An 18,885-nucleotide genomic window follows, 5' to 3' on the forward strand; every position below is an offset into this window, starting at 1 on the left:
ATCTGATCGCCCGAACTCTCCCGCAACGACGCCCGAACCATGTCTGAGCAGCGGAAACTCAACGATCACATCCGGAAAGACAACGGCTTCTGAGAGGGGTACCGGAACGTCTCTGTCAGGCTCCACAAACTCGGTGACGTGATTGGCCCGGCAGGTACTCGGAGAGTTCTTCTTGAACAAGATCCCGGTGAATGGTGCCGCATATCTGCTTAATTGCAGCATTTGCGCTGCGGGGTAAGGTCCATAGCAGCACCGTTCCGTCGGAGCTGCCGCTGGCCAGGGTGTGGCCGTCCGGGCTGAACGCCACCGCCTTCACAGCTCCGCCCTGCCCGGTGAAGGTGGCGCGGGTCTGATGGGTGGCCACGTCCCACACCCGTACCGTCCCGTCGCGGCTGCCGCTGGCCAACGTGCGGCCATCGGAGGTGACCCCCACCGACCAGACAATGCCGGTACGCCCGTAAAGGGTGGCGCGAATGCCCATGGAGTGTCTGGACACCTCGCACACCCACACTGCCCCGTCGGAACTGCCGATGACCAGGGTGCGGCCGTCCTGGCTGAATGCCAGCGATTCTACGGTTCCCGTCTGCCCGCTCACCGTCTGTCCGTTCATTGTGGCGAGGAGGTTTCCGGTGGCCGGGTCTGCAAGCCGCACCAAGTGACCGCTGCCGCTGGCCACCATGCCCCCGTCCGGGCTGAAGGCCATCGTGGCGACGCCGCCGTGGCCTTCAGACGCCCTACGGTTGCGAGGCTTATGCGTGTGCGCGTCCCACAGCCACACGCTGTTGTCGCGACCGCCACTGGCAACGGTGCGTCCGTCGGGACTGAACGCCACCGACGCGATTTCGGTCTGCCCGGTCAGGGTGGCGGTCCTCTTCCCTGTGACGGCATCCCACAGCTGCACTGTTCCATCGGCACGGCCGCTCGCCACCGTGCGCCCGTCGTGGCCGAATGCCACCGCCTTCACGGAGGTCTTCCGTCCATCGGTCAGGGTGGCAGTCTCCTTTCCAGTGGCGGCATCCCACAGCCGCACTACTCCATCGGCACCGCCACTGGCCACCGTGCGCCGATCCGGGCTGAACACCACCGACGCCACACTGCCGTGTGTGCTCAGTCGGCGCTGGTGGGTCAGGGCTGCGGCAGTGAAGAGGCTGGCGGTCGCCTCGGCTGTGCGGTGAATCTTGTATGCGTAGACGGCCAGGAGCGAGGCCAGTTCAGGGCTGTCGTTGACAAACGTCGTTGACTGGGCGGCGAGCTGCCGGGACAACGCAATCTGCTGTGCTGTGACGGCCCTGCGTCGCTGTTGCTCGGTGGCCCGGTATTGGTTCCATGCCGTCAGCCCGGCTACGAGGGCAAGGACGAGTAGGACGGACAAGGTGACGGTGAACTGTCGCAGGCGTCGGGTGGCACGAGCTGCTGCCTGCTGTTCGCGTCGGCGAGCAGTGAGGCTGGCGGTGAGGAAGTCCTGTTCCAGGGCGGTGAGGTCGTCGGTGACGTTGGGGGCGGGAAAGGCCTCTTCGGCTGCGGTGAGGCGCGTGCCGCGGTACAGGGCACCGGGATCGCGGCCGAGGTCGTTCCAGGCGTGAGCGGCTTCGGTCAGCTGGCGGTGGATGCGTAGCCGCTCGCGGGCGTCGTTGATCCAGTGCCGGAGCCGGGGCCAGGCAGCGATCAAAGCTTCATGGGCGATTTCGACCGCGTTCTCGTCGAGCGTGACCAGGCGAGCCCTGGCCAGACGCTCCAGGATGATCGCGGTGTCTGCGGGGTCGCCGAAGTCGAATTCCTTGCGTTGGGCGGGTCGGCGGGTGTGGTGGGTTCCCTCACCCGGGGTGATCAGGCGCAGCAGGACTGGGCGGACAAGGGCCGCCTGCGCTGACGTCAGGCCGGCGTGGACGTCCTCGGCGGAACGGGCGATCGAGCCGTGGAGACCACCGGCTGCCTCGTATGCGGCCTCGGTGAGAGCGCGACCTTTGCGGCGGTGCCAGGTTTCCAGCAGGGCATGGGACATCAACGGCAGCGGCCCCGGCTCACCTTCAACCTCCTCGAGGATGCGCGCGGTCAGCGTGCGTTCCACGATCAGCCCGGCGGCCTGAGCGGGTTTGACGATGGCTTGGCGCATCTCGTCGCGGCTCATCGGGCCAGCGAGCACGGTGCCGTCCTGCAGCGCGGCGGTCAGCCGGGGGTGTTCGGCGCAGCGGCCGAGGAAGTCCGCCCGTACGGCGATGACGACGCGCAGTCTGCTCCCGGGATCCGTGGCCGCCAGGAGCCGGTCGATGAACTGGTCACGCTCGTCCGGGTCGTGGCAGAGGGTGTAGAGCTCTTCGAACTGGTCCACGATCAGCCACGTGTCGCCATCGGCGTCCTTCGGGGTCAGCCGCTGCTTGTGGGTGCGCAAGGGGTGCTCGCCGGGGGTGAGGACGCGCAGCGCGGCGGGCTGTGGGGTGGCCTGGTCCGGGTTGCGGAGGTGGGGGATGAGGCCGGCGCGCAGCAGCGAGGACTTTCCGCTGCCTGAGGGGCCGAACACCGCGCTGAAGCGGCGGGAGTGGGTCAGCGCGAGCAGGCGGTCGGTGAGCTCATCGCGGCCGAAGAACAGGCCGGCGTCGCCGGGCTCGAAGCGGGCCAGCCCTCGATATGGCGGCGCGTCCTCGCCCTCGGTGCGCGGCTCGGTCGCCGCCTCCGCAGCCGCCTCATGCCACCACGCCTCCCACTCCTCCGGGTCGCCGCCGCAGACTTGGACGTAGGCCAGTACCACGGGCAGCGTCGGCAGCCGCTCACCCGCGGCCGCCTGCGACAGCGTGCTCGCCCCCTGATTCGTGCGGTCGGCCATCACCCGGTACGTCGGACTCCCGGCCTCCGCCCGCAGCTTGCGTAACTCGGCAGCAAACCGTGCCACCGGGCCCGCACTCGGATCCAGCGGGCTTTCCGGACGCCCCGCCATCGACAGTTCCCCTCCCCGCCCCCCGCTTCCCCCGTGGACGCGGCGTTGTGGCCCGAGAAGGTACGCGCGCCTGTGGCAGGAGAGCAAACAAGAGGCGCTGTCTTAGGTCAGCATCGCGACGCCGTGCTTGTGACCTGCGGTGCGGTCATTGATCAGGGTGGCGAAGGCGGCTGCCCATTCAATCCGCTGGCCGCTGAACTCGATGACGTGCCGCCCCGAGCGGCGCCGGCGGGTGCGGCCGTTGCCCAACGGGGGTGGGCGACGCCGCACCCGCATCGAAAGAACGCCGAGCCGGGTTGTTGGTCTCCGTGTTCGGTGTCGAGTCATCCACATCAACAACGAAAGGGATAAGACGTGAACACACGCAAGCGGGCCACTCTGTACGTCGTGGCCGCCGGGCTGGCCGGCAGTCTCGCGGTGGCGGCACCGGTCCAGGCGGCACCCATCGCCCACCCCACGGCCAGCACGACCGTGCAGCAGCACACCACCGTCCACCCCGATGGCTTCGAGCCCAGCTCCGTCGTCACCCGCGGCAACTGCAAGGCGTGGATGAACACCAAGAAGATCCACGGTCACTGGTACGCGCAGGGCCTCGTCCGCTCCTGGAACGGCACCGCCTGCTCCATGATGCTCCAGCGCAAGCACGGCGGAGGATGGGAACGGATCACCAGCTACCACATGGTGCGCAACGCGCAGGACCACACCGGCTACTACTGGGACGACCGCGGCTACAAGGCGCGGGTCTGCCTGCAGAACCTCGACTGGAACGACTCGAGTTGGCACTGCGGCAAGGGCATCTGAACGGTCCCATCCGGGCCTCCCCATGCGGTGAGCAGCGGATGGAGGCCGGTGCTCCCGCCCCTTGCAGGGCGGGAGCACCTCCTTCAAGGATGCTTCGCATGACCATCAGCGGCGGTTGGGAACGCATCGAAACGTGGTTGCGGGACAACGCCCCGGCAAGCCACGCCTGTCTGCCCGGACCGGCTCGCGTGGCCGATCTGCGCACGGCATAGGCGCAGATCGGCCGCTTCCTTCCGGACGAGTTGGCCGATTCCCTCCGGTGTTACAACGGCTCGGGGGATTTCGTACTGCCGGGGCGGCTGGAATACCGTTTCTGCGGTGATGACGTCCCGCCATCTGGGTGGGTTCGCTGCGTTCCGGGCCGCTGGGGTGCGGGCTGACGGATATGAACGCGGGCGTGATCAAGCACCTGTTGCGTAGTACGACCGCGCTTTCCCTCGCCGTCGTCGCTCTCGCCAGCCCCGCCTCTGCCTCGCCCACTGTCCTCAGCGCAGCGGCGGCGTCACTCCAGATGCCCGCGCCGCCGGCGGCAACGGTCGCGGTCGACGAGCTAGAGACCCTCACCGTCGAGGCCCCCCATTCGATGACCGGTTACAGCCGGGCCAAATTCCCACACTGGGCGGCGCAGTTCGGCAAGTGCGACACCCGCGAGGTCGTGCTGGCCCGCGATGGCGTCGACGTCAAGCAGGACGAGGAATGCCGTGCGGTCTCCGGGACCTGGTTGAGCCGGTACGACAACAAGACGGTCGCTTCCGCCAGTCAGATCGATATCGACCACATGGTGCCTTTGGCCAACGCGTGGCGTTCCGGGGCCGACACGTGGACCACGCCCAAGCGCAAGCAGTTCGCGAACGACCTGGAGCATTCGCAGCTCATCGCGGTCTCAGCGGCGTCGAACCGGTCGAAGGGCGACCAGTCTCCAGATCAGTGGGTGCCGGCGAATAGCGCCTACTGGTGCACCTACAGCCGGGCTTGGACACACGTGAAGTCGCTCTACGGTCTCTCCGTCACCGGCAAGGAGAAGTCCGCGCTGCAGAACATGCTGGGCACCTGTCCGTGAGCAAACGGCTGGAGTCCACCGTGACGGCAGGACCGGGCGGGGCGATGACGGACGAGGTCGGGATCATCACTGGTGACCTCACCATCGTCACCACCGCCCTACCGCAAGGCCGCGCAACCGTCGCGATCCAGTATCTGGACGCCGAGGAGTGGTACACACTCACCGGCAGCCCCACCTCCCTGCCGGACGGTGGGCTGGAGGCCCTGCACGCCGTAGTGCTGGACCAGGTACGCGGCAGTCAAAGCGCGGAAGTACCACGCTGAACTCGACAGCCACGGCCCCGGATCAGCAGGTTGGGATGCTGTTGGCGAAAGCGCAAGGCGGACGCCGACGTCTGACACGTGGCTGCGAAGCCCCGCCCTCCAGCGTGATCGGAGAGCAGGGCTTCGACGTGTTCGAGGTCAGCCGTTGTGCTCACCGTTGCCGGACAGGACGGGGATCTGGTCCAGGATGTGTGACAGTGGGTCGTCACCCTTGGCCTGTGTCGAGTTCTCGGTGCACTGCTGGTTCTGGGGAGCCGACAGGATGGGGACGTCCTGAAGGGAGGACAAGTGGACGAGTCCCACGATTGACGCCAGGTTCGCCTTGACGGGCACACCGAGGCACGGCTTTTTCAGCGTGCCGCTGACACTCGTCGTGCCGTCTTCGTCGCCGATGGCCATCGCATGAGGAGCCATGCCCAGGAAGCCGACTGCGAGCACTGCTGTGACCATCATCTTCTTCATCATGATCTGTTTAACGCCCTTCCGGGGCCTTGGTCACGGCGGGGCGCGCTGCCTGAACCGAAGGTCACGCGAGGCACCGAATTAACCAACAGCGTCTCAGCAGGTTGGTCCGGGGCCGTGTGCCTCCCGCCTCGTCACTTCCCGCTGTCATCCCCACAATCCGGCGCCGGGGTCTCCTCCGGCGCGCCAGTCAGGGTCACCTCTACGCCGTGGTACGGAGGTTTGTACTTGTCCGTCTCCCTTGCCGTGACCAATCGGCCGTTGAAGCGGGCCCAGATGCGGCCGTCGCGATCGCCGAACGCCAAGAACGGCTCCGTGACATACATGGGCCGACTGGGCAGCTTTGACGGCTCGTTTTGCGAATGGGTGCGTATCCGCAGTTGGCCGGTCTCGATGGTCTGGAGTGAGCACGGCGGCAGGGCGTCAAACCTGATGGCGACGCTTGCCATTGTGTCGTGCTGCGACTCTTCCTTCGCGAAGATGCGCAGTTGGAACCTGACTACGGCGCCATTAACCGGGTCGGGCGACCTGTTCATCACGTGCAGAACAGGTCTTGCGGTGCCTGCACCCTCGAACCAGAACGAGACCTGCATCGCCTGACTGCGCGCCTCCCTCTCGGAGTCCTCTCGTGACTGCTCGAGTTGATCCTGCGACGCCAGAGCGCCGTAGTACGTCGCGACGCCGGTGAATGCCAGGCTTCCGATACCGGCGACAACCGTTAGCACTGTCCCCATGGCCACCCAGGGAACCCGCTGCCACCACCGTCGCGGACGCCCTCTGCGGGCCCTGACGCGACTCAAGGTGGTTCGCTGCCTCGTGAGTCGTGACTGGACACGCCTCATTAAATGATCCGCCACAATGCTCCCTTGTCTCGGCAGGACCATAGACGCTCGGTTGGCTCAACTGCCCGTCAGGTATCACGTGCTGGTCCTCCGCCGGTACGCCGAGGCCACGCCGCCGGCCTGCAGGATGGCCTGCACGACCTACAGTCAGCCAGCGCCCCCTCTGTCCAAGGCTGGAGTGCGCTGTCGAGTTCATTGCCAAACTGAAGACCGCCGACCTGCAAGACCTGCCCGGTCGCGCTCGAATTGTGGGCTGCGTCATACCGATGAGCTCCGTGCGGTCGGGGCGTCTGCGAGGGAATCGCCAGACGCGAAGCAGGACCCTGCAGCTCAGCCGCCAGTCCCGAAGGGAAGGCGGTTCGCAGGCAGCCCGTCTCTCGAAATCGCCGTATGTCACCGGAAGTTGACTCTCCGACAGAATCTCGCGATGCCGTTGCACGATCGGGCTCGTCGATCGGTTTGCTGATCCCGAGAGCGACAGGGCTCTCCGGTGCCCCACGAGGGGACACGGCACCGCCCGCTGACGATAAGGACCTCATAGCCGTGAATGACGTAGCCGGCCTCTCGCTGGCCCTCTCGGTGGTCACCGCGCTGCGCGTGTTCGCCCCGGCCGCCCGGATGCTGGTGCGCCGCCTGCTCGGCGCGACGGTGCGGATCGGAGCCGAGTCCCTCGCCGAACGGCGCGCAGCTCGCATGACTCCAGTCACCCCGCAGCATGTCAACGAGAACGGGGACAGCCAGTGACCGGTCCGCAGCTCCCGCCGCAGCGCGTAGTCCGTGCGATGACGACCGAATTGCCCACGGCCTTCTGGGCGTTCCACAACCTCTACCACCGGCCTTATCTCGAATACGCACATATCCAGCTCGGCGATGAGCGTTCGGCCGGGGAGCTCGTCCATGCCACGTTCATGGACTTGGCCCTGAACTGGCCGGACATGATGGAGGACGCCAATCACGAGGCGTATGCGTGGGCGCTGTTGCGTGAGCGCATTGCTGACGAGCTTCGGCTTCAGGGCCGTGTCCCGGCCACGGTGGAAACCGCGGTGTTCGCCCGGGTCAACCGCGCGGCGTTGGAGTCCGTGCGCGATCAGCTCGCGGACATGGAGAGTGCCCTGGGCCTGTACGCGGCCATCTCGCGGCTGCCCGAGCGGCAATTCGACGTGATGGTACTTCTCCACGTGCTCGGCTATCCCACCGAGCAGACTGCCCACATTCTGGGGGTGACACCGGCGACCGTCCGCTCGCAGGCACGGCACGCCAAGAGGAAGCTGGCCAAGGACCTGGATCTGGCCGTCGATCTGACGGCGGACCGCGACGACGTGGAGTGACCACCCATGCGACTGAAGTCCCTTGAAGAGGCCCTTGCCGATGCTCGTGTCCTGGAGGGCGAGTACGACACCTACGATGCGGCAAGAGCGCGCCACCGTATCGCCAAAGAGGCTGTCCATTCGCGCTGGGAGAGGCTCTTTGAACTGAGGCTCCCGCGAGTCTTGGCTCAGCGCCGCTGCCGCGACAATCCCCTCGCCCCTCGCGTCGACGACGGGGCACGACGTCGCATCCCCCGCCATGCCGAGGCTGCTCAGGACCTGCGCGCGTTCTCCCAACTCGTCATCCATGACCAGGAGGCGTCGGCCTACGTCGCCCGCTTCGTGAACGACCGCCGCATCGAACCGGACGGAGCCTTGATCTTCGCTTGCCTTCTCGATCTCGCACAGCAAGAGGAGGGAGCGCAGTTCTGGTGGCAGTTCGCCGCGGGCGCCGGCAGCGCCACCTCCGCATACTGCCTGTACCTCATGCACCTTCGTCGGGGCGAACTGCGCGATGCCGAGCACTGGGCAGAGCAAGTCGAACAGCTCGACTCCGACGCGAGCCAGTACCGTCCTCGCGTACTTCAACTGACGACCTGGCACAGGGAGACGCCAGCCAGGGACCTCGCAGTGTCGGAACTGCCGAGTGCGGCGCTGCGGGACGCGATCGACCATCTCGGCAAGGGGTGCGACGAAGACTATGGCCTCGTGCCACAGCCTGATCCGGCACTCGCCGAACGGCTGGAGGAGTTCGCCGCGGCCAGCTGATCTGGACTCGGGAATGGATTCGGATGAGTGAGATCGCCCCGGATGCTCCGCCCCTTGTCGTACGCAGGGGCGGAGCATCGTCGAGCGATGCAGCCAGCAGCTCGGATGGGACTCGCCTCACGGTACGGCAGTGAGCGTTGGTGGCTCAGAACGCTGCTGCTGGCCAGAGGTCACCGTGGTGATCAGGGGTGTCCCCATCTGGCGGGTCGAGGACCGCGGCTGGCTGTGGCTCACGGTCTATAAAGTCCTGATGCGACGGCCATGTCCTCAGATGTCTTCGTCATCAACGGGTTCGGGTTCTCGACTGTAGGCGAGGTCGAGGACGTAGCGTTCGGTCACGGAGCAGTTGTTCCAGGCCTCGGTCAGCCAGCCGTCGGGGGATTCATCGGTGAGCTGGTCGAGCATGGTGTCGTAGTAGTCGGCGGCTGCCTGACGGTTGCTCCACCAGGCGTGGCCTTCGTAGACGCCGGGGCGGGGCAGAGCGATCTCGGCGTCGGGGCCGCGGTCGAGTTGGCCGATGACCAGGGTGCCCGTTTCGGACTCAAGGCTGACATCGACATGGCCTTCGCATTCCGTCGGCGGGGCGGGCGGTGTGTCCCAGATACGGATGGTCACCTGCACCTTCATGTCGGGTTGCAGGCTGAGGAGGTACAGGTGGTAGCCGTTGCCGGCTACCACCTGTGTCTCCGCGGCGTCGAGGGCGGCTTCGTCACCGAGGTAGGCGTCTGCGTCGTAGACCTCCACGACCCGGCGGCCGGGGGTGGCGGTGACGTTGTGTTCGGCGAGAAGCACCATGGGGGCCTTCCTACTAGTTGGTGATCTTCATGTAGAAGGGGTCGCCGTCCAGGATGCGGTTGAGGGTGTACATCTCAGCAAGGCGTTCTCCGCCCTTGCGGTTGTCGGTGCCGTCGATCAGTCGGACGGAGAAGCGGTTGTCGCCCTTGGTGGGCCCCAGGGTCCCTTGCATGATCGAGGTTTGTCCGGATTCATCCGGCGAGGCCGAGGGCGGCCAGGGGCCTTCGCCAGTCGCGAGCGGTGTGACGTAGGGCGGCGGCGATGTTGGTGTGGCCGTCCTGACGGTGGATGCCCATGGCGAGGTTGCGCAGGCCGGCCATGATGCGCGGGAGATGGCCGACATGAATCTTGGAGTCGTCCTCGCGGAACGTGCGGTCGCGGACGTGGTGAAGAAGATTTTCGATCTTCCAGTGCCCTCTGATCCAGTCGGCGAGCTGGGCGCCGGTAACCGCGTCGGGCGGCAGGCTGGTGATCAGGTAGACGCGCTCGATGGTGAGCTTCCCGCTCGTGAAGTCCTTCCTCCAGCGCACGACTTGGAGGGCCTGGCGGGCATCGGGGTATTCGAGGTGTGCGAAGGCGGCGACCTTCAGCCGCCGGATCTCCAGTCGGCGATGGGTCCGCGTGCGGTCGTAGTGGGCGAGCCTGATCTCACGCCAGGGCAGACGGCGGACCCTGTCGAACAGGCCGGGATGGCTGGCCTTGACCTGGGCGATGTAGTGGGCACCGCGCTCGCGGAGGTAGGTGCCGTGAGCGTGCTGGGTATTCAGCGCGTCGGCGATGATGACCGGGCCGGTCAGGTCGACGCTGTCCAGCGGGGGCCGGAAGGCGGATCTCGTTGCTCTTGTCGGTGACCTGGCGCTGGGCCAGGACGTAGCCGGTGCGATCGCGGCGAGCAGGGTGCCGTGGGTGCGCGAGCCGCGCAGGCCTATGCCGTCAGCGGCGATCGCCCGAAGTCCGGGACCAGCCGGTGTGGCGCGGGCGGTAAGGAAGGCGCCGATCGCCCGGTCCAGAGCATCGCCGTCGAACCGGGAGGTCCCCTCCGCGGACCGCGAGCACGGCACTCCAGACGAAAACGTGCTCATGCAACGACCCCTGGGGTACATGAGCTCGGTGACCTGGTCCATGTCGCGCTCGCCAGCGCGCCTGGCTGCCGCGGCGTACCTCGATGCGTTCCTTGTCGGCGCACATACCAGTTCTCGGGAAGGCGGAACCCGTGTTCGACTGATCACGCCTGTCGAGCGGTAAGCGGAAGGCGTCCTATCGGCAAGAAGCGATGGCTACGCTGGAAGAAGCGCGTCGTAATTGATCTTCGAGAGGAATATTCATGGCTCCGCTGCCCGAGTCTGATGCCCCCTGGCCACCTGCCGGAGGTGTCATACGGCAGGCCCCGGCTCGTCTTCTCGAGTGGTGGTCCAAGCATTCTCGGACCCTTCAGGTGGCGGCGGCGGTCACTGTCAGTGCTGCCTGTGGCTCTCTGGCATGGGTTGCCCTCTCGCCGTCCTTCGCTCATGTGATCAGCGAGACCCAGCTCGACTGGGCGTACGGCACCTATTCGGTCGTCCCCCATTGCATCCACGGCGGGGTAGCCGAAATGAAGATCGACAACACTACTTCTCAAAGCGTCATGGCCCAGGTGGAGTCTCCTGGCTATGCTCCAGGGCTGGGCTGGCATCCCCTCTACCTCGCTGAGAAGTCGAGCGACTCGCGTCGAATCGTCGCGGTACCCGCTCACGGCCATGTTCATGTCTATCTCAAACTCGGCGACACGTCTCAGGAGTGCGCCAACGATGCCACCAACCTCTTGCAGGTCATCCCCGCACGCCCTGGTGACCCTGGCCGTAATCCGAACCGCTGACGTATAGACGAGATGCTGAGCACGTGCTGGCGACGAAGCCGTAGTCGGCGTTGGACAGGCCCGGCGCGGTTGGCTTTGACGAAGCGGGGATGAGGGCCCCCGGCGGGTTGATCTGTGCGCGCGAAGGCAGGAAGCGAAGAGATCCAATTTCGCGACGATACACTCGCGCAAGCGGCCGTCGTGATGCGTGTTGCTGAGTGGACGTTAAGTCCGTTTGTGGTAGCGGCCTCGTCCGGGTTGGGTGAGGGAGCCTTGGCGGGTGAGGCGTCCGAGGCGGGCGCGGGTGACGTTGACCGACGCCTCGTCGGTGGGCATGCCGAGGAGCTCGTGCAGCTCGCGGGCTCGGAACTCCCGCTTGGGGTGCTGGTTGAAGGCGTTCACGATGGCCTGGTAGGCGGTGTTCGTCTCGGGCGGTTCGGGTTCGTCCTGGGTCGGTGCGAGCTCGGCGATGACCTTGTGTGCGGTGGCCAGGTCCGCGAGTCGTACTTCGGTCTCGGCCAGGGCGGCGGTCAAGTGCTCGATCTGGTCGCGTAGTTCACCGGCCCGAGCCATGGTCTCGTCGTGCTGGGCCTGGAGGCCGGCCAGAAGGTCGGCGATGTTCACATGGCCAGCCCGAGGGTGTCTCGCCAGGCCAGTGCGGGTGTGGTGAGGCGGCGGGCCATGTTCGCGATCGAGGCCCAGTAGACGCGCGAGGCGGAGGACTCGGGGCAGTGGTCGTACTCGCGGGCCAGGCGCCGGTTCAGCATCAACGTGCCGTTGACCTGCTCCACGATCCACCATTTCGGTTGCGGGACGAAGCCTTGCCCTGGTCGTCGGGGTTGCGGCGGACGACCTCGACGTCGATGTCCAACAGGGCGCCGTGGATGAGAACTTCGTCCTTGAAGCCCTGGTCCACCAGGGCCTTCTCCAGCCGGTTCCCGCAGCGGGCGGCGGCCTGGTCGAGCAGGGCGGTGCCGGCGGTGTGTCGTGGGCGGATGCGGCCAGCACCACGACGCCGATGACCAGCCCCAGAACGTCGACGGCCAGTCCCCGCTTGCGCCCCGACACCTTCTTGTTGGCGTCCAGCCCCGTCGTGGTCTTGGGGACACCCGCGGCCGCGCGGACGGACTGGGTGTCGAGGATCACCAGGGACGGGTCCTCTAATCGCCGGGCTCTCTCCCGCACCTGGCAGCGCAGGAGTTCCTGGATCCGCTGGTCCAGCCCGTCCTCGCGCCATGTCGACGGTCAAGCAATTCCCCACGATCTGCATGATCGGCGTCAGCCAATTCCCCACCCCTGTGGTCACGACTCCCCATGGGGACGCTGACCGGCGATGGTGCCGCTTAACACTCTCGAACTAGCATGATGTTTCCTGTTTCAGGTGGTTTGCGAAGATTTCAGGTCTTCCTTGCGAATCGGTCGGGTTCCCCATGGGCATGCCGGTGCCCGGGTTGAGGGTCCTGGCCCCTCGGCCCCAGTTACCGGCCCAACAAGCGACCCAAGGGACCCACCGAGAAGCCGGGCACACCCTCGAACGCCTGACGCGATGCCCCTCCGCCGCTGTCACAGGTCCTCGCTACTCTCACGGCGTCGAGATCAAGGAGGACCAAGTGCTTGAAGGCGTGCTGATCGCGGAAAGTCTGCGGCCCGGAGCGGAGTTGACCGGAGTCCCGCTGCACATCACCAAGATCGCAAGAGTGGAGGTGAACAACGCGGCGGCCGAGCAGCCGCAGCAGTGGACTCTCCTGGACTTCGCTGCCGAGGAGACCGACGCCGAGCGTCTGGCCGGGCAGCTGGCTGCCTGCCTGGCCCCGACCGGGGGCTGGTATGTCAACTACAACACCACCGCGGAGGCGTTCGTGGTCTTCGCCGACAAGATCTTCCGCTATCCGCGCAAGCAGGCGGAAGGCCGCCGGCAGGCGCAGAACTACGCGCGCTCCATCGGTATCCCCGAGCCACAGCTGGACTGGCAGGACTGGCCTGTCGGGCCCTGCCTCACCAGCGGGGCCCGACCGGCTGCTACGGCCACCGCCTGGGGAATTACGTGACCACCGGGGGTGGGGAATCGGCTGACCGTCGACACGCCATAAGCCGAAGTAGTAGAACACCGCCGACCAGGACGGCAGATCATGGGGGAGGTAGCGCCACTGGCAGCCCGTCCGGTTCTGATAGAAGATCGCGTTCACGACCTCCCGAAGGTCACAGGACCCGGGATCTCCGGTCGCCGACCGAGCCACCCGGTCCTGCTTCTAGGCCGTGATCATCGGCTCGATCAACGCCCACTGCTCGTCCGATAAGTCGCTGGGGTACGGCTCTCTCTTCACGTCCCGCATCTCAACATGGACATGCTCAGCGGGCGGCCTGTACAGCGATCAGTCCCACGATCGAGCGATCACGAACCTAGGAAGATCGGACTTAACGTCCACTGAGAGGTATCCGCCACCACATTGCGCGCAACGGCTTCGAGTCGTCCATCCGGTCCGACCGTCGCTGCTGGGTGGTGAGAGGACCGTGTTCTGGCACGGCTGCCACCACCGCCGCTACAAGCGGAAGCCGGAACACTTCTTCGTCTTCGCCGGCCCGGCAGCGTTTCTGATCGGGTACCGCGGCCTGACCAACACCGTCAGGGGCCTGAGCCGGATTCTGCTGAGGATCGACGGATGGTGTCCCGCCACGTGGTGTAGCCGATCAAGCAGGTGGAACGCCCAGGTCGCGGTCCTGATCGCCTTTGCCTGACAGCCTGTTGGGGCTCACGCCGCCGCGACCGGCGACAACTGCCGGGCCCATGGCGGGATGTGCCTGTCGGACCCAGGACCGGAGTCGACCGGTCATGATCGGCTACACCACGACCGGGGACGTGGCCGATCGACGCACACCAAGTCCCATCGTCGCCGAGACAAGGGTCACCGGATAGGCAGAGACCTCCTCAGCCGTGCTCCAACTCATTGGGTAGTAGACAAAGTTACAGCCGACTCCGCCGATCAACAGCCCTGCGGCCCAGGCGAAAGTTCTCCACACCATCAGTCACGTCACCCCACCGCTCCACAAGCGCGGCAACGTAAGCCGCACTTTTTAGCCACTTCCTGATGGCCCTCCGGCGTGGGGCGGGGTCCGTCGCCCCACTCGTGCCTGGCCCACGCGAGTCTCTGGGGCGACTTCAAGATCACTCGCGCCAGGGAATGGCATGTTCCGTTCAATGAAAGGATCATCCTTGGATCAAGAACCCGAAAAGTTGGCGAGCTCCCCTTCCGTTGCCGGGCGTCCCCGCCGTAGTGGCGCGTCAGCGACTCAAAGGATGGCCGATCCACCCGTTTTCGATCCCTACTCGAACAGCAAGCATGGCCACGTCAAAACTGGTGATCGTCAGGAAGGCATCGTGTGAAGAGCCTCAGTGGCAGACGAGGTTGGGTGGCCGCAGCTCTGCCCGCAGCCGCGCTGCTAGTCGCTGTTCCGTTCGTCGCGTCTGCTTCGGCTGGTGCGTCAGTTCCTTCACCGGCTCTCGAAGCCAAAATCGCGGCCGGTGCCAGGGCTCACAACATTACCGACCCGCACTTGATCCAGGTGCAGCAGCAGCAGGACACTCTGGACAAGATCGCAGACAAACTCACCGAGGGGCTCTCGGAATCCGAGCGTGCGAGGATTCCCGGATTCACGGACATCGCGATCGACCCGGATCATAACCACATGCGTCTGTACTGGCGCGGCACCGCGCCCGCGCGAGTGCGGAACATACTTGCCCACCTGCCTGCTGGTGTGACCGCTGACGTCCGGTCGGCCAAGTATTCGAAGGCAGAACTCCACGCAGCCCGGAAGAAGCTCTTGCAGGGCAGCAAATTCAAAGAAATTCATCTGGCTTCCACCGGCGACGCCATCCGCATCACCAGCGTCGGCCCTGCCGTGGACGGCAGCGGCCTGGAGATCGGTTATGACGAGGACCGCGGGATAGAGAAGCGCGACCTCATCGACCCGTTGGCCCGGAAGCCGCGGGCTGAGCGTTCACTCGAGGTCAAAGCAGTCACGGATCACCTGACCGGCATCAACACCTCGACGGTCTACAAGCCGCTGGTGACGGACGCGTCCCGTGCCCATGACCAATCGCCCTGGTTCGGCGGAGACGCACTGCGCAACCCCACTGGCGGTATCTGCTCCAGCGGGTTCGCCATCAAGACGCAGCAGGGCACCCCCATGCTCACCTCTGCCCGGCACTGCGACGGCGGCAATGGTCAATGGAAGACCTATGTCGGTGGTGACCTCGTTGGCGTCAGTGACCCATTGCGCAGCGACGTGGGTGATGACGTGGTTGCCATCAGCCTCTACTCGAAGCAGGCTGGCGGGTTCCTGTTTGACGGAGCGGCCAACCGAACCGACGGTTACTCCAAATCCGTGACCGGCTGGGGCCACAACAATGTCGGCGACTATGTGTGCACTGATGGCGCCAACGGCGGCGTCCACTGCAACGTGCAGATCGCCAAGACGGACATCAGCGTCACCGGCGCTGACGGCCACCTGCGCCCCGTCACCGACCTGGGCTTTGCGACCCAGTCCACACCAGATGGCGTCGCCGCAGTCAATGGTGACAGTGGCGGCCCGGTCTTCGCCGGGGTGAACAACTACACAGCGGACCAGGCACGCGGCACGATCACCGCCCTGGACACGACTGTTACTTGCCCCTCCAGCCTCAATCAGAACACCGTCCTTGACGGGCACGTCCGAACTCCGTGGTGCCTCAAGGGCGCCTACTGGGTGCCGATCTACCAGACCTTGCACGACATGGGCTGGTCACTCATCACCAACTAGCCAGTCCGGCAGGAGGCGGGGGCTGACACCGCTGAGTGTCAGCCCCCAAGATTCTCTTGGGAATCCGGCTCCCCCTGCTGCCGGCGACCATGGAGTGTGCGCGTGACTTCAAAACGCATCCGCTGGGCTGTAGCTGCCTGCACAGCAGTGGCGGCCCTCACCGCGGGACTAGTCCTCTGGCTGACCCGCGATACACATCCTCAGCGGGCCGCAGTGCTGGGCGAGGTGCTCGTCAGTACGGATGGCCGAACGATCACCACGGCCGTCAGGTGGACCCCGTGCCAGGAGGTCAAGCCCCGCCTCGCTGCCAGCGAGTCCAGCGGCTCCGTCACGGTGGCCTTGCACGAGGGCCCGGCCGACCTACGGCACCAGTGCACCAGCACTCCCCAGCTGATCAGCACAACCCTGGACTCGCCCCTGGCGTCACGGAAGATCACAGACTCAGGCACGGGCCAGACCATCACGCCCTTCCGTGCCGCCCAACTCGCAATTCCGCACTATCTCCCCAATGGCTACCGGATGACGAACAACGTCTACCCCGACGACGCAGGCCAGCGCCCGGGCCCGTCGCCCTTCGAGCGGACTGCGACGCAAGGCCCGGCATGGACGCGCTTCTACAGCACCACTTCGGGGCCGCCCTCCTTGAGCATCACCCAGATCACCGGCACGGGCCCTCATGGCTCGGTCCCGGGGAAATACGTCTCTGGCAAAAAAGCAGCCATTGGCCACCAGCTCGGCTATTTGAATGAGAAAGGCTCCGACGATCGTTCGATAACCTGGTCTGATGGCACCTACACCTTCATCGTAAACTCGGCCAGTCCTCGCATCGCCAATGCACAGCTCCTCGAAATAGCCAGCCACTTGGGCTGATGGAACTCCGGACGAAATAAGCCGGTATCCATACAGTGGTAATGGCGGGGTCTAAATCAACTTTCAGAAGTCCAATTTAATGCTCCAGCGAGAGGTGCTCCTGACGCCTTCGGCGGCGGGCGGCCCTCAAGAGTGAATCCGACACTCCTCCAAGGGAAGAGGGAAACGTGAAAGCATCTTTCAAGGCATTGCTGGTAACTCAGGCGGCTGCACTTTCCGTCGTACTTGGCGTCTCCAATGCATCTGCTGTGACGTGGAACAACTCTTATTACGGCAGAAACAACAGTGACGCCTATCTGTCGGAAAGCTATGGGGCCGGTGGGATCCAGTTGGGTGCATCCGGATTGCCCAATATGGAGTGGAAAGACACCAAATACTCCGACGGTGCCTGGACTGAAATAAACAAGTGGAGCGGGCACTGCCTGGACAGCAACTCCAGTGGCAGCGTCTACCCTCATAGCTGCATTCGCGGCGACCTTTACCAGCGATGGTACGAGATATCCACGCCTACTGGCTGGGCGCTTGAAGACGAAGCGACCGGCCGGTTCCTCGACGTCGACGACTCTCACGGCGTCTATACCAACACCAACCACGGAGATGGCGACTCTCACCAACGTTGGCGCTGAGTCTCCCGGCCCCGGCACTAGCTGACGTTCTGCTGCCGGGGCCCCGGCCCCGCCCTCTAGCCTGAAATCGCGATGAGACCTTTCCGTACTCTTTTCTTGCCTCTGTGTGCACTGGTGTGCGCTGTGCTGGTTGTGGCTTGCGGCTCGCCCAACGGTAGCGAGCCGACTCTCCACGTAGCCCCGCCACCTGCGCCTGGCAACCCTAACGAGCCTGTCAACTTTCGAGGTGGCGGAGTAGTAATTAACAATGACGATTCCATTACTCTGCCTCTCGACGCATACGATTCCCCCCGCCGCTGGAAAATAGCCGATGCCGCTCTCAATGCGGCAGCGCGGGACTGCATGAAGCGCAAGGGATTCAAAATTCCATCGAGTCATTTGACGACCGGGCACCCCTATGTTGCCGTCTCAACACTGTATGGCGTTGTTAACCTGGTGAGGGCAGCCAAATACGGATACCGCAGTTTCGCTCAGTCGACGGCTGACTCCGGGCAGCTAAGCCGGCCACCCAGGGGTGTCTCCACAGCCGAAGAAAAGGCGCTATGGGGAGACCCAAGACATGGTCGAGGAGGATGCCAGGAGGAAGCCACAAAACGGCTTGGAATACAGAAAGCGTACGTTTCCTTCGAACTAATTCAAAGGCTTCGAATTGAAGCGAGGGTCGCCGCATCGCGCGATAGCAGAGTGCAAGAGGTCAACCACAGTTGGAGCTCATGCATGAAAAGAGCCGGTTACTTCTATCCCGACCCAACTCTTCCTCCTCATGATAGAACTTTGCTCGGGCGCGGCCTTCCCAAGCCGCCAGGCGTGGCCCTGCCCCCTCCATCCCCGGCGGAGAAAACTGCAGCAGTCGCAGATGTCAGGTGCAAACGCCGCGTGAATTACCTGCAGACGGTGACGTTGGTGACCGCCGCCTACCAAAGACTCATCATCGCGCAGAACGCCGGACCTCTGAGAGAGGAAGATGCGGCATGGCAGGCGGTTCTACGGGCCGCAGCCAAGGAAATACCCGCGTCGGACCGGGCGTCTGCGCAGAATTCCTTGACTACTCGGCCATAGCACGCCATGCACCCAAGGGCGGCACGTGCTGCGCCGTGATGCGGACCGGGTCGCATACAAGACCCGCTGGGCTATTTGAGCGCGATGTCGTGCAACAGGCGGCGCTCGCGGGTGCGCTCAGCAGCCGCCCGGACTGGCGTAACAGAGCTTGGACTCAATTCAACATTGGTATCGGATCCTATTCTTCCGCGCACGTGAATGTCTGGATCGACCAACTCTCGTAGCCACGTCCGCGACCACACGTGCCACGAGGACGACTCCAAGATTCATGTCGGCCATCTCCCGCGCATCATGGCCGGCCTGCGCAACCTCGCCATGGGCATCCACCGTCAGGACGGCCACACCAACATCGCCGCCGCCCTACGTCAGACCCCTCGCGACTGGCGAAGGCCCCTGGCCGCCCTCGGCCTCGCCGGATGAATCCGGACAAACCTCGATCATGCAAGGGACCCTGAGTAGTATCTGCCCG

The 18,885-nt window shown here is 65.1% G+C and carries 20 protein-coding genes and 2 pseudogenes; 12 read left to right on the forward strand and 10 right to left on the reverse strand.

The features are described from left to right. Positions 1 to 115 precede the first annotated feature (115 nt). Both ACFY10_RS45020 and ACFY10_RS45025 read right to left on the reverse strand, forming a co-directional pair. A complete protein-coding gene (locus tag ACFY10_RS45020; RefSeq protein WP_390671177.1) occupies positions 116 to 2,821 on the reverse strand; it encodes an NACHT and WD repeat domain-containing protein in 2,706 nt (901 codons plus the stop codon). A 213-nt stretch (positions 2,822 to 3,034) separates the two neighbouring features. Continuing rightward, a complete protein-coding gene (locus tag ACFY10_RS45025) occupies positions 3,035 to 3,208 on the reverse strand; it encodes a hypothetical protein (protein WP_390671178.1) in 174 nt (57 codons plus the stop codon). 78 nt (positions 3,209 to 3,286) lie between these two features. Here ACFY10_RS45025 and ACFY10_RS45030 point away from each other — a divergent pair, with 78 nt between their 5' ends. The 3 genes from ACFY10_RS45030 to ACFY10_RS45040 all read left to right on the forward strand — a co-directional run bounded on the left by ACFY10_RS45030 (position 3,287) and on the right by ACFY10_RS45040 (position 5,056). Continuing rightward, complete coding sequence (locus ACFY10_RS45030) at positions 3,287 to 3,733, forward strand: hypothetical protein (protein ID WP_390671179.1); 447 nt, start codon at positions 3,287 to 3,289, stop codon at positions 3,731 to 3,733. Positions 3,734 to 4,130: 397 nt separating this feature from the next. Next, the gene (locus tag ACFY10_RS45035; RefSeq protein ID WP_390671180.1) at positions 4,131 to 4,793 is read left to right on the forward strand and encodes a DUF1524 domain-containing protein; all 663 of its coding nucleotides are present in this window, start codon (positions 4,131 to 4,133) and stop codon (positions 4,791 to 4,793) included. Between the two features lie 20 nt (positions 4,794 to 4,813). Then, positions 4,814 to 5,056, forward strand: a complete 243-nt coding sequence (locus ACFY10_RS45040; protein WP_390671181.1) for a hypothetical protein — start codon at positions 4,814 to 4,816, stop codon at positions 5,054 to 5,056. A 138-nt stretch (positions 5,057 to 5,194) separates the two neighbouring features. Here the strand turns inward: ACFY10_RS45040 and ACFY10_RS45045 are convergent, their stop codons facing one another. After that, on the reverse strand, positions 5,195 to 5,521 hold the full coding sequence (locus ACFY10_RS45045) for a rodlin (protein ID WP_390671182.1): 327 nt from the start codon (positions 5,519 to 5,521) through the stop codon (positions 5,195 to 5,197). A 131-nt stretch (positions 5,522 to 5,652) separates the two neighbouring features. Continuing rightward, positions 5,653 to 6,252 carry a hypothetical protein gene (locus ACFY10_RS45050; RefSeq protein WP_390671183.1) on the reverse strand — a complete coding sequence of 200 codons (600 nt, stop codon included), beginning with the start codon at positions 6,250 to 6,252 and terminating at the stop codon, positions 5,653 to 5,655. Positions 6,253 to 6,903: 651 nt separating this feature from the next. Here ACFY10_RS45050 and ACFY10_RS45055 point away from each other — a divergent pair. Genes ACFY10_RS45055 through ACFY10_RS45065 form a run of 3 tightly spaced genes read left to right on the forward strand, consistent with a single transcriptional unit; the run spans position 6,904 to position 8,435 of the window. Beyond that, positions 6,904 to 7,104 (forward strand): hypothetical protein, encoded by a 201-nt coding sequence (locus ACFY10_RS45055; protein WP_390671184.1) that lies wholly within the window; start codon positions 6,904 to 6,906, stop codon positions 7,102 to 7,104. A 38-nt stretch (positions 7,105 to 7,142) separates the two neighbouring features. Further along, complete coding sequence (locus tag ACFY10_RS45060) at positions 7,143 to 7,688, forward strand: RNA polymerase sigma factor (RefSeq protein WP_390671185.1); 546 nt, start codon at positions 7,143 to 7,145, stop codon at positions 7,686 to 7,688. Between the two features lie 6 nt (positions 7,689 to 7,694). Beyond that, positions 7,695 to 8,435: a hypothetical protein gene (locus ACFY10_RS45065; protein WP_390671186.1), complete on the forward strand. Its 741-nt coding sequence runs from the start codon at positions 7,695 to 7,697 to the stop codon at positions 8,433 to 8,435. Between the two features lie 267 nt (positions 8,436 to 8,702). Here ACFY10_RS45065 and ACFY10_RS45070 read toward each other — a convergent pair whose 3' ends face one another. Genes ACFY10_RS45070 through ACFY10_RS45080 form a run of 3 tightly spaced genes read right to left on the reverse strand, consistent with a single transcriptional unit; the run spans position 8,703 to position 10,312 of the window. Next, entirely contained in the window at positions 8,703 to 9,230 is a 528-nt protein-coding gene (locus ACFY10_RS45070) for a hypothetical protein (protein WP_390671187.1), read from the reverse strand. 13 nt (positions 9,231 to 9,243) lie between these two features. Then, on the reverse strand, positions 9,244 to 9,402 hold the full coding sequence (locus tag ACFY10_RS45075) for a hypothetical protein (protein WP_390671188.1): 159 nt from the start codon (positions 9,400 to 9,402) through the stop codon (positions 9,244 to 9,246). Positions 9,403 to 9,421: 19 nt separating this feature from the next. Next, positions 9,422 to 10,312, reverse strand: a complete 891-nt coding sequence (locus ACFY10_RS45080; protein WP_390671189.1) for an ISAs1 family transposase — start codon at positions 10,310 to 10,312, stop codon at positions 9,422 to 9,424. A gap of 428 nt (positions 10,313 to 10,740) precedes the next feature. On the opposite strand from ACFY10_RS45080, the gene ACFY10_RS45085 reads away from it, so the two are divergent. Continuing rightward, positions 10,741 to 11,085 (forward strand): hypothetical protein, encoded by a 345-nt coding sequence (locus ACFY10_RS45085; protein WP_390671190.1) that lies wholly within the window; start codon positions 10,741 to 10,743, stop codon positions 11,083 to 11,085. Positions 11,086 to 11,289: 204 nt separating this feature from the next. Here ACFY10_RS45085 and ACFY10_RS45090 read toward each other — a convergent pair whose 3' ends face one another. Both ACFY10_RS45090 and ACFY10_RS45095 read right to left on the reverse strand, forming a co-directional pair. Further along, the gene (locus ACFY10_RS45090; protein ID WP_390671191.1) at positions 11,290 to 11,688 is read right to left on the reverse strand and encodes a hypothetical protein; all 399 of its coding nucleotides are present in this window, start codon (positions 11,686 to 11,688) and stop codon (positions 11,290 to 11,292) included. Beyond that, positions 11,685 to 12,300, reverse strand: a pseudogene (locus ACFY10_RS45095) (transposase); the annotation flags it as partial. The gene ACFY10_RS45090 and the pseudogene ACFY10_RS45095, both read right to left, overlap by 4 nt. Positions 12,301 to 12,674: 374 nt before the next feature. Here ACFY10_RS45095 and ACFY10_RS45100 point away from each other — a divergent pair. Continuing rightward, positions 12,675 to 13,112 (forward strand): hypothetical protein, encoded by a 438-nt coding sequence (locus tag ACFY10_RS45100; RefSeq protein WP_390671366.1) that lies wholly within the window; start codon positions 12,675 to 12,677, stop codon positions 13,110 to 13,112. 24 nt (positions 13,113 to 13,136) lie between these two features. Here the strand turns inward: ACFY10_RS45100 and ACFY10_RS45105 are convergent. Beyond that, positions 13,137 to 13,388: pseudogene (locus ACFY10_RS45105) on the reverse strand (transposase); the annotation flags it as partial. A gap of 1,084 nt (positions 13,389 to 14,472) precedes the next feature. Between ACFY10_RS45105 and ACFY10_RS45110 the strand changes: the two are divergent. The 4 genes from ACFY10_RS45110 to ACFY10_RS45125 all read left to right on the forward strand — a co-directional run bounded on the left by ACFY10_RS45110 (position 14,473) and on the right by ACFY10_RS45125 (position 18,836). Next, positions 14,473 to 15,861, forward strand: coding sequence for a hypothetical protein (locus tag ACFY10_RS45110; protein WP_390671192.1), 1,389 nt, complete (start codon positions 14,473 to 14,475; stop codon positions 15,859 to 15,861). Between the two features lie 102 nt (positions 15,862 to 15,963). Then, entirely contained in the window at positions 15,964 to 16,731 is a 768-nt protein-coding gene (locus ACFY10_RS45115; protein ID WP_390671193.1) for a hypothetical protein, read from the forward strand. Positions 16,732 to 16,898: 167 nt separating this feature from the next. Continuing rightward, positions 16,899 to 17,357 carry a hypothetical protein gene (locus tag ACFY10_RS45120; RefSeq protein ID WP_390671194.1) on the forward strand — a complete coding sequence of 153 codons (459 nt, stop codon included), beginning with the start codon at positions 16,899 to 16,901 and terminating at the stop codon, positions 17,355 to 17,357. A gap of 1,257 nt (positions 17,358 to 18,614) precedes the next feature. Then, entirely contained in the window at positions 18,615 to 18,836 is a 222-nt protein-coding gene (locus ACFY10_RS45125; RefSeq protein WP_390671195.1) for a hypothetical protein, read from the forward strand. The last annotated feature ends 49 nt before the right edge of the window (positions 18,837 to 18,885 follow it).

Source organism: Streptomyces sp. NPDC001401, from assembly GCF_042895385.1.
Classification (GTDB): domain Bacteria; phylum Actinomycetota; class Actinomycetes; order Streptomycetales; family Streptomycetaceae; genus Streptomyces.

Bases quoted from the DNA above. Each gene is read 5' to 3' on its own strand.
- ACFY10_RS45080 (WP_390671189.1), bottom strand. From the start codon at position 10,312: ATGAGCACGTTTTCGTCTGGAGTGCCGTGCTCGCGGTCCGCGGAGGGG.
- ACFY10_RS45125 (WP_390671195.1), top strand. From the start codon at position 18,615: ATGTCTGGATCGACCAACTCTCGTAGCCACGTCCGCGACCACACGTGC.
- ACFY10_RS45020 (WP_390671177.1), bottom strand. From the start codon at position 2,821: ATGGCCGACCGCACGAATCAGGGGGCGAGCACGCTGTCGCAGGCGGCC.
- ACFY10_RS45070 (WP_390671187.1), bottom strand. From the start codon at position 9,230: ATGGTGCTTCTCGCCGAACACAACGTCACCGCCACCCCCGGCCGCCGG.
- ACFY10_RS45060 (WP_390671185.1), top strand. From the start codon at position 7,143: ATGACGACCGAATTGCCCACGGCCTTCTGGGCGTTCCACAACCTCTAC.
- ACFY10_RS45065 (WP_390671186.1), top strand. From the start codon at position 7,695: ATGCGACTGAAGTCCCTTGAAGAGGCCCTTGCCGATGCTCGTGTCCTG.
- ACFY10_RS45075 (WP_390671188.1), bottom strand. From the start codon at position 9,402: ATGCAAGGGACCCTGGGGCCCACCAAGGGCGACAACCGCTTCTCCGTC.
- ACFY10_RS45045 (WP_390671182.1), bottom strand. From the start codon at position 5,521: ATGATGAAGAAGATGATGGTCACAGCAGTGCTCGCAGTCGGCTTCCTG.
- ACFY10_RS45050 (WP_390671183.1), bottom strand. From the start codon at position 6,252: ATGGGGACAGTGCTAACGGTTGTCGCCGGTATCGGAAGCCTGGCATTC.
- ACFY10_RS45025 (WP_390671178.1), bottom strand. From the start codon at position 3,208: ATGCGGGTGCGGCGTCGCCCACCCCCGTTGGGCAACGGCCGCACCCGC.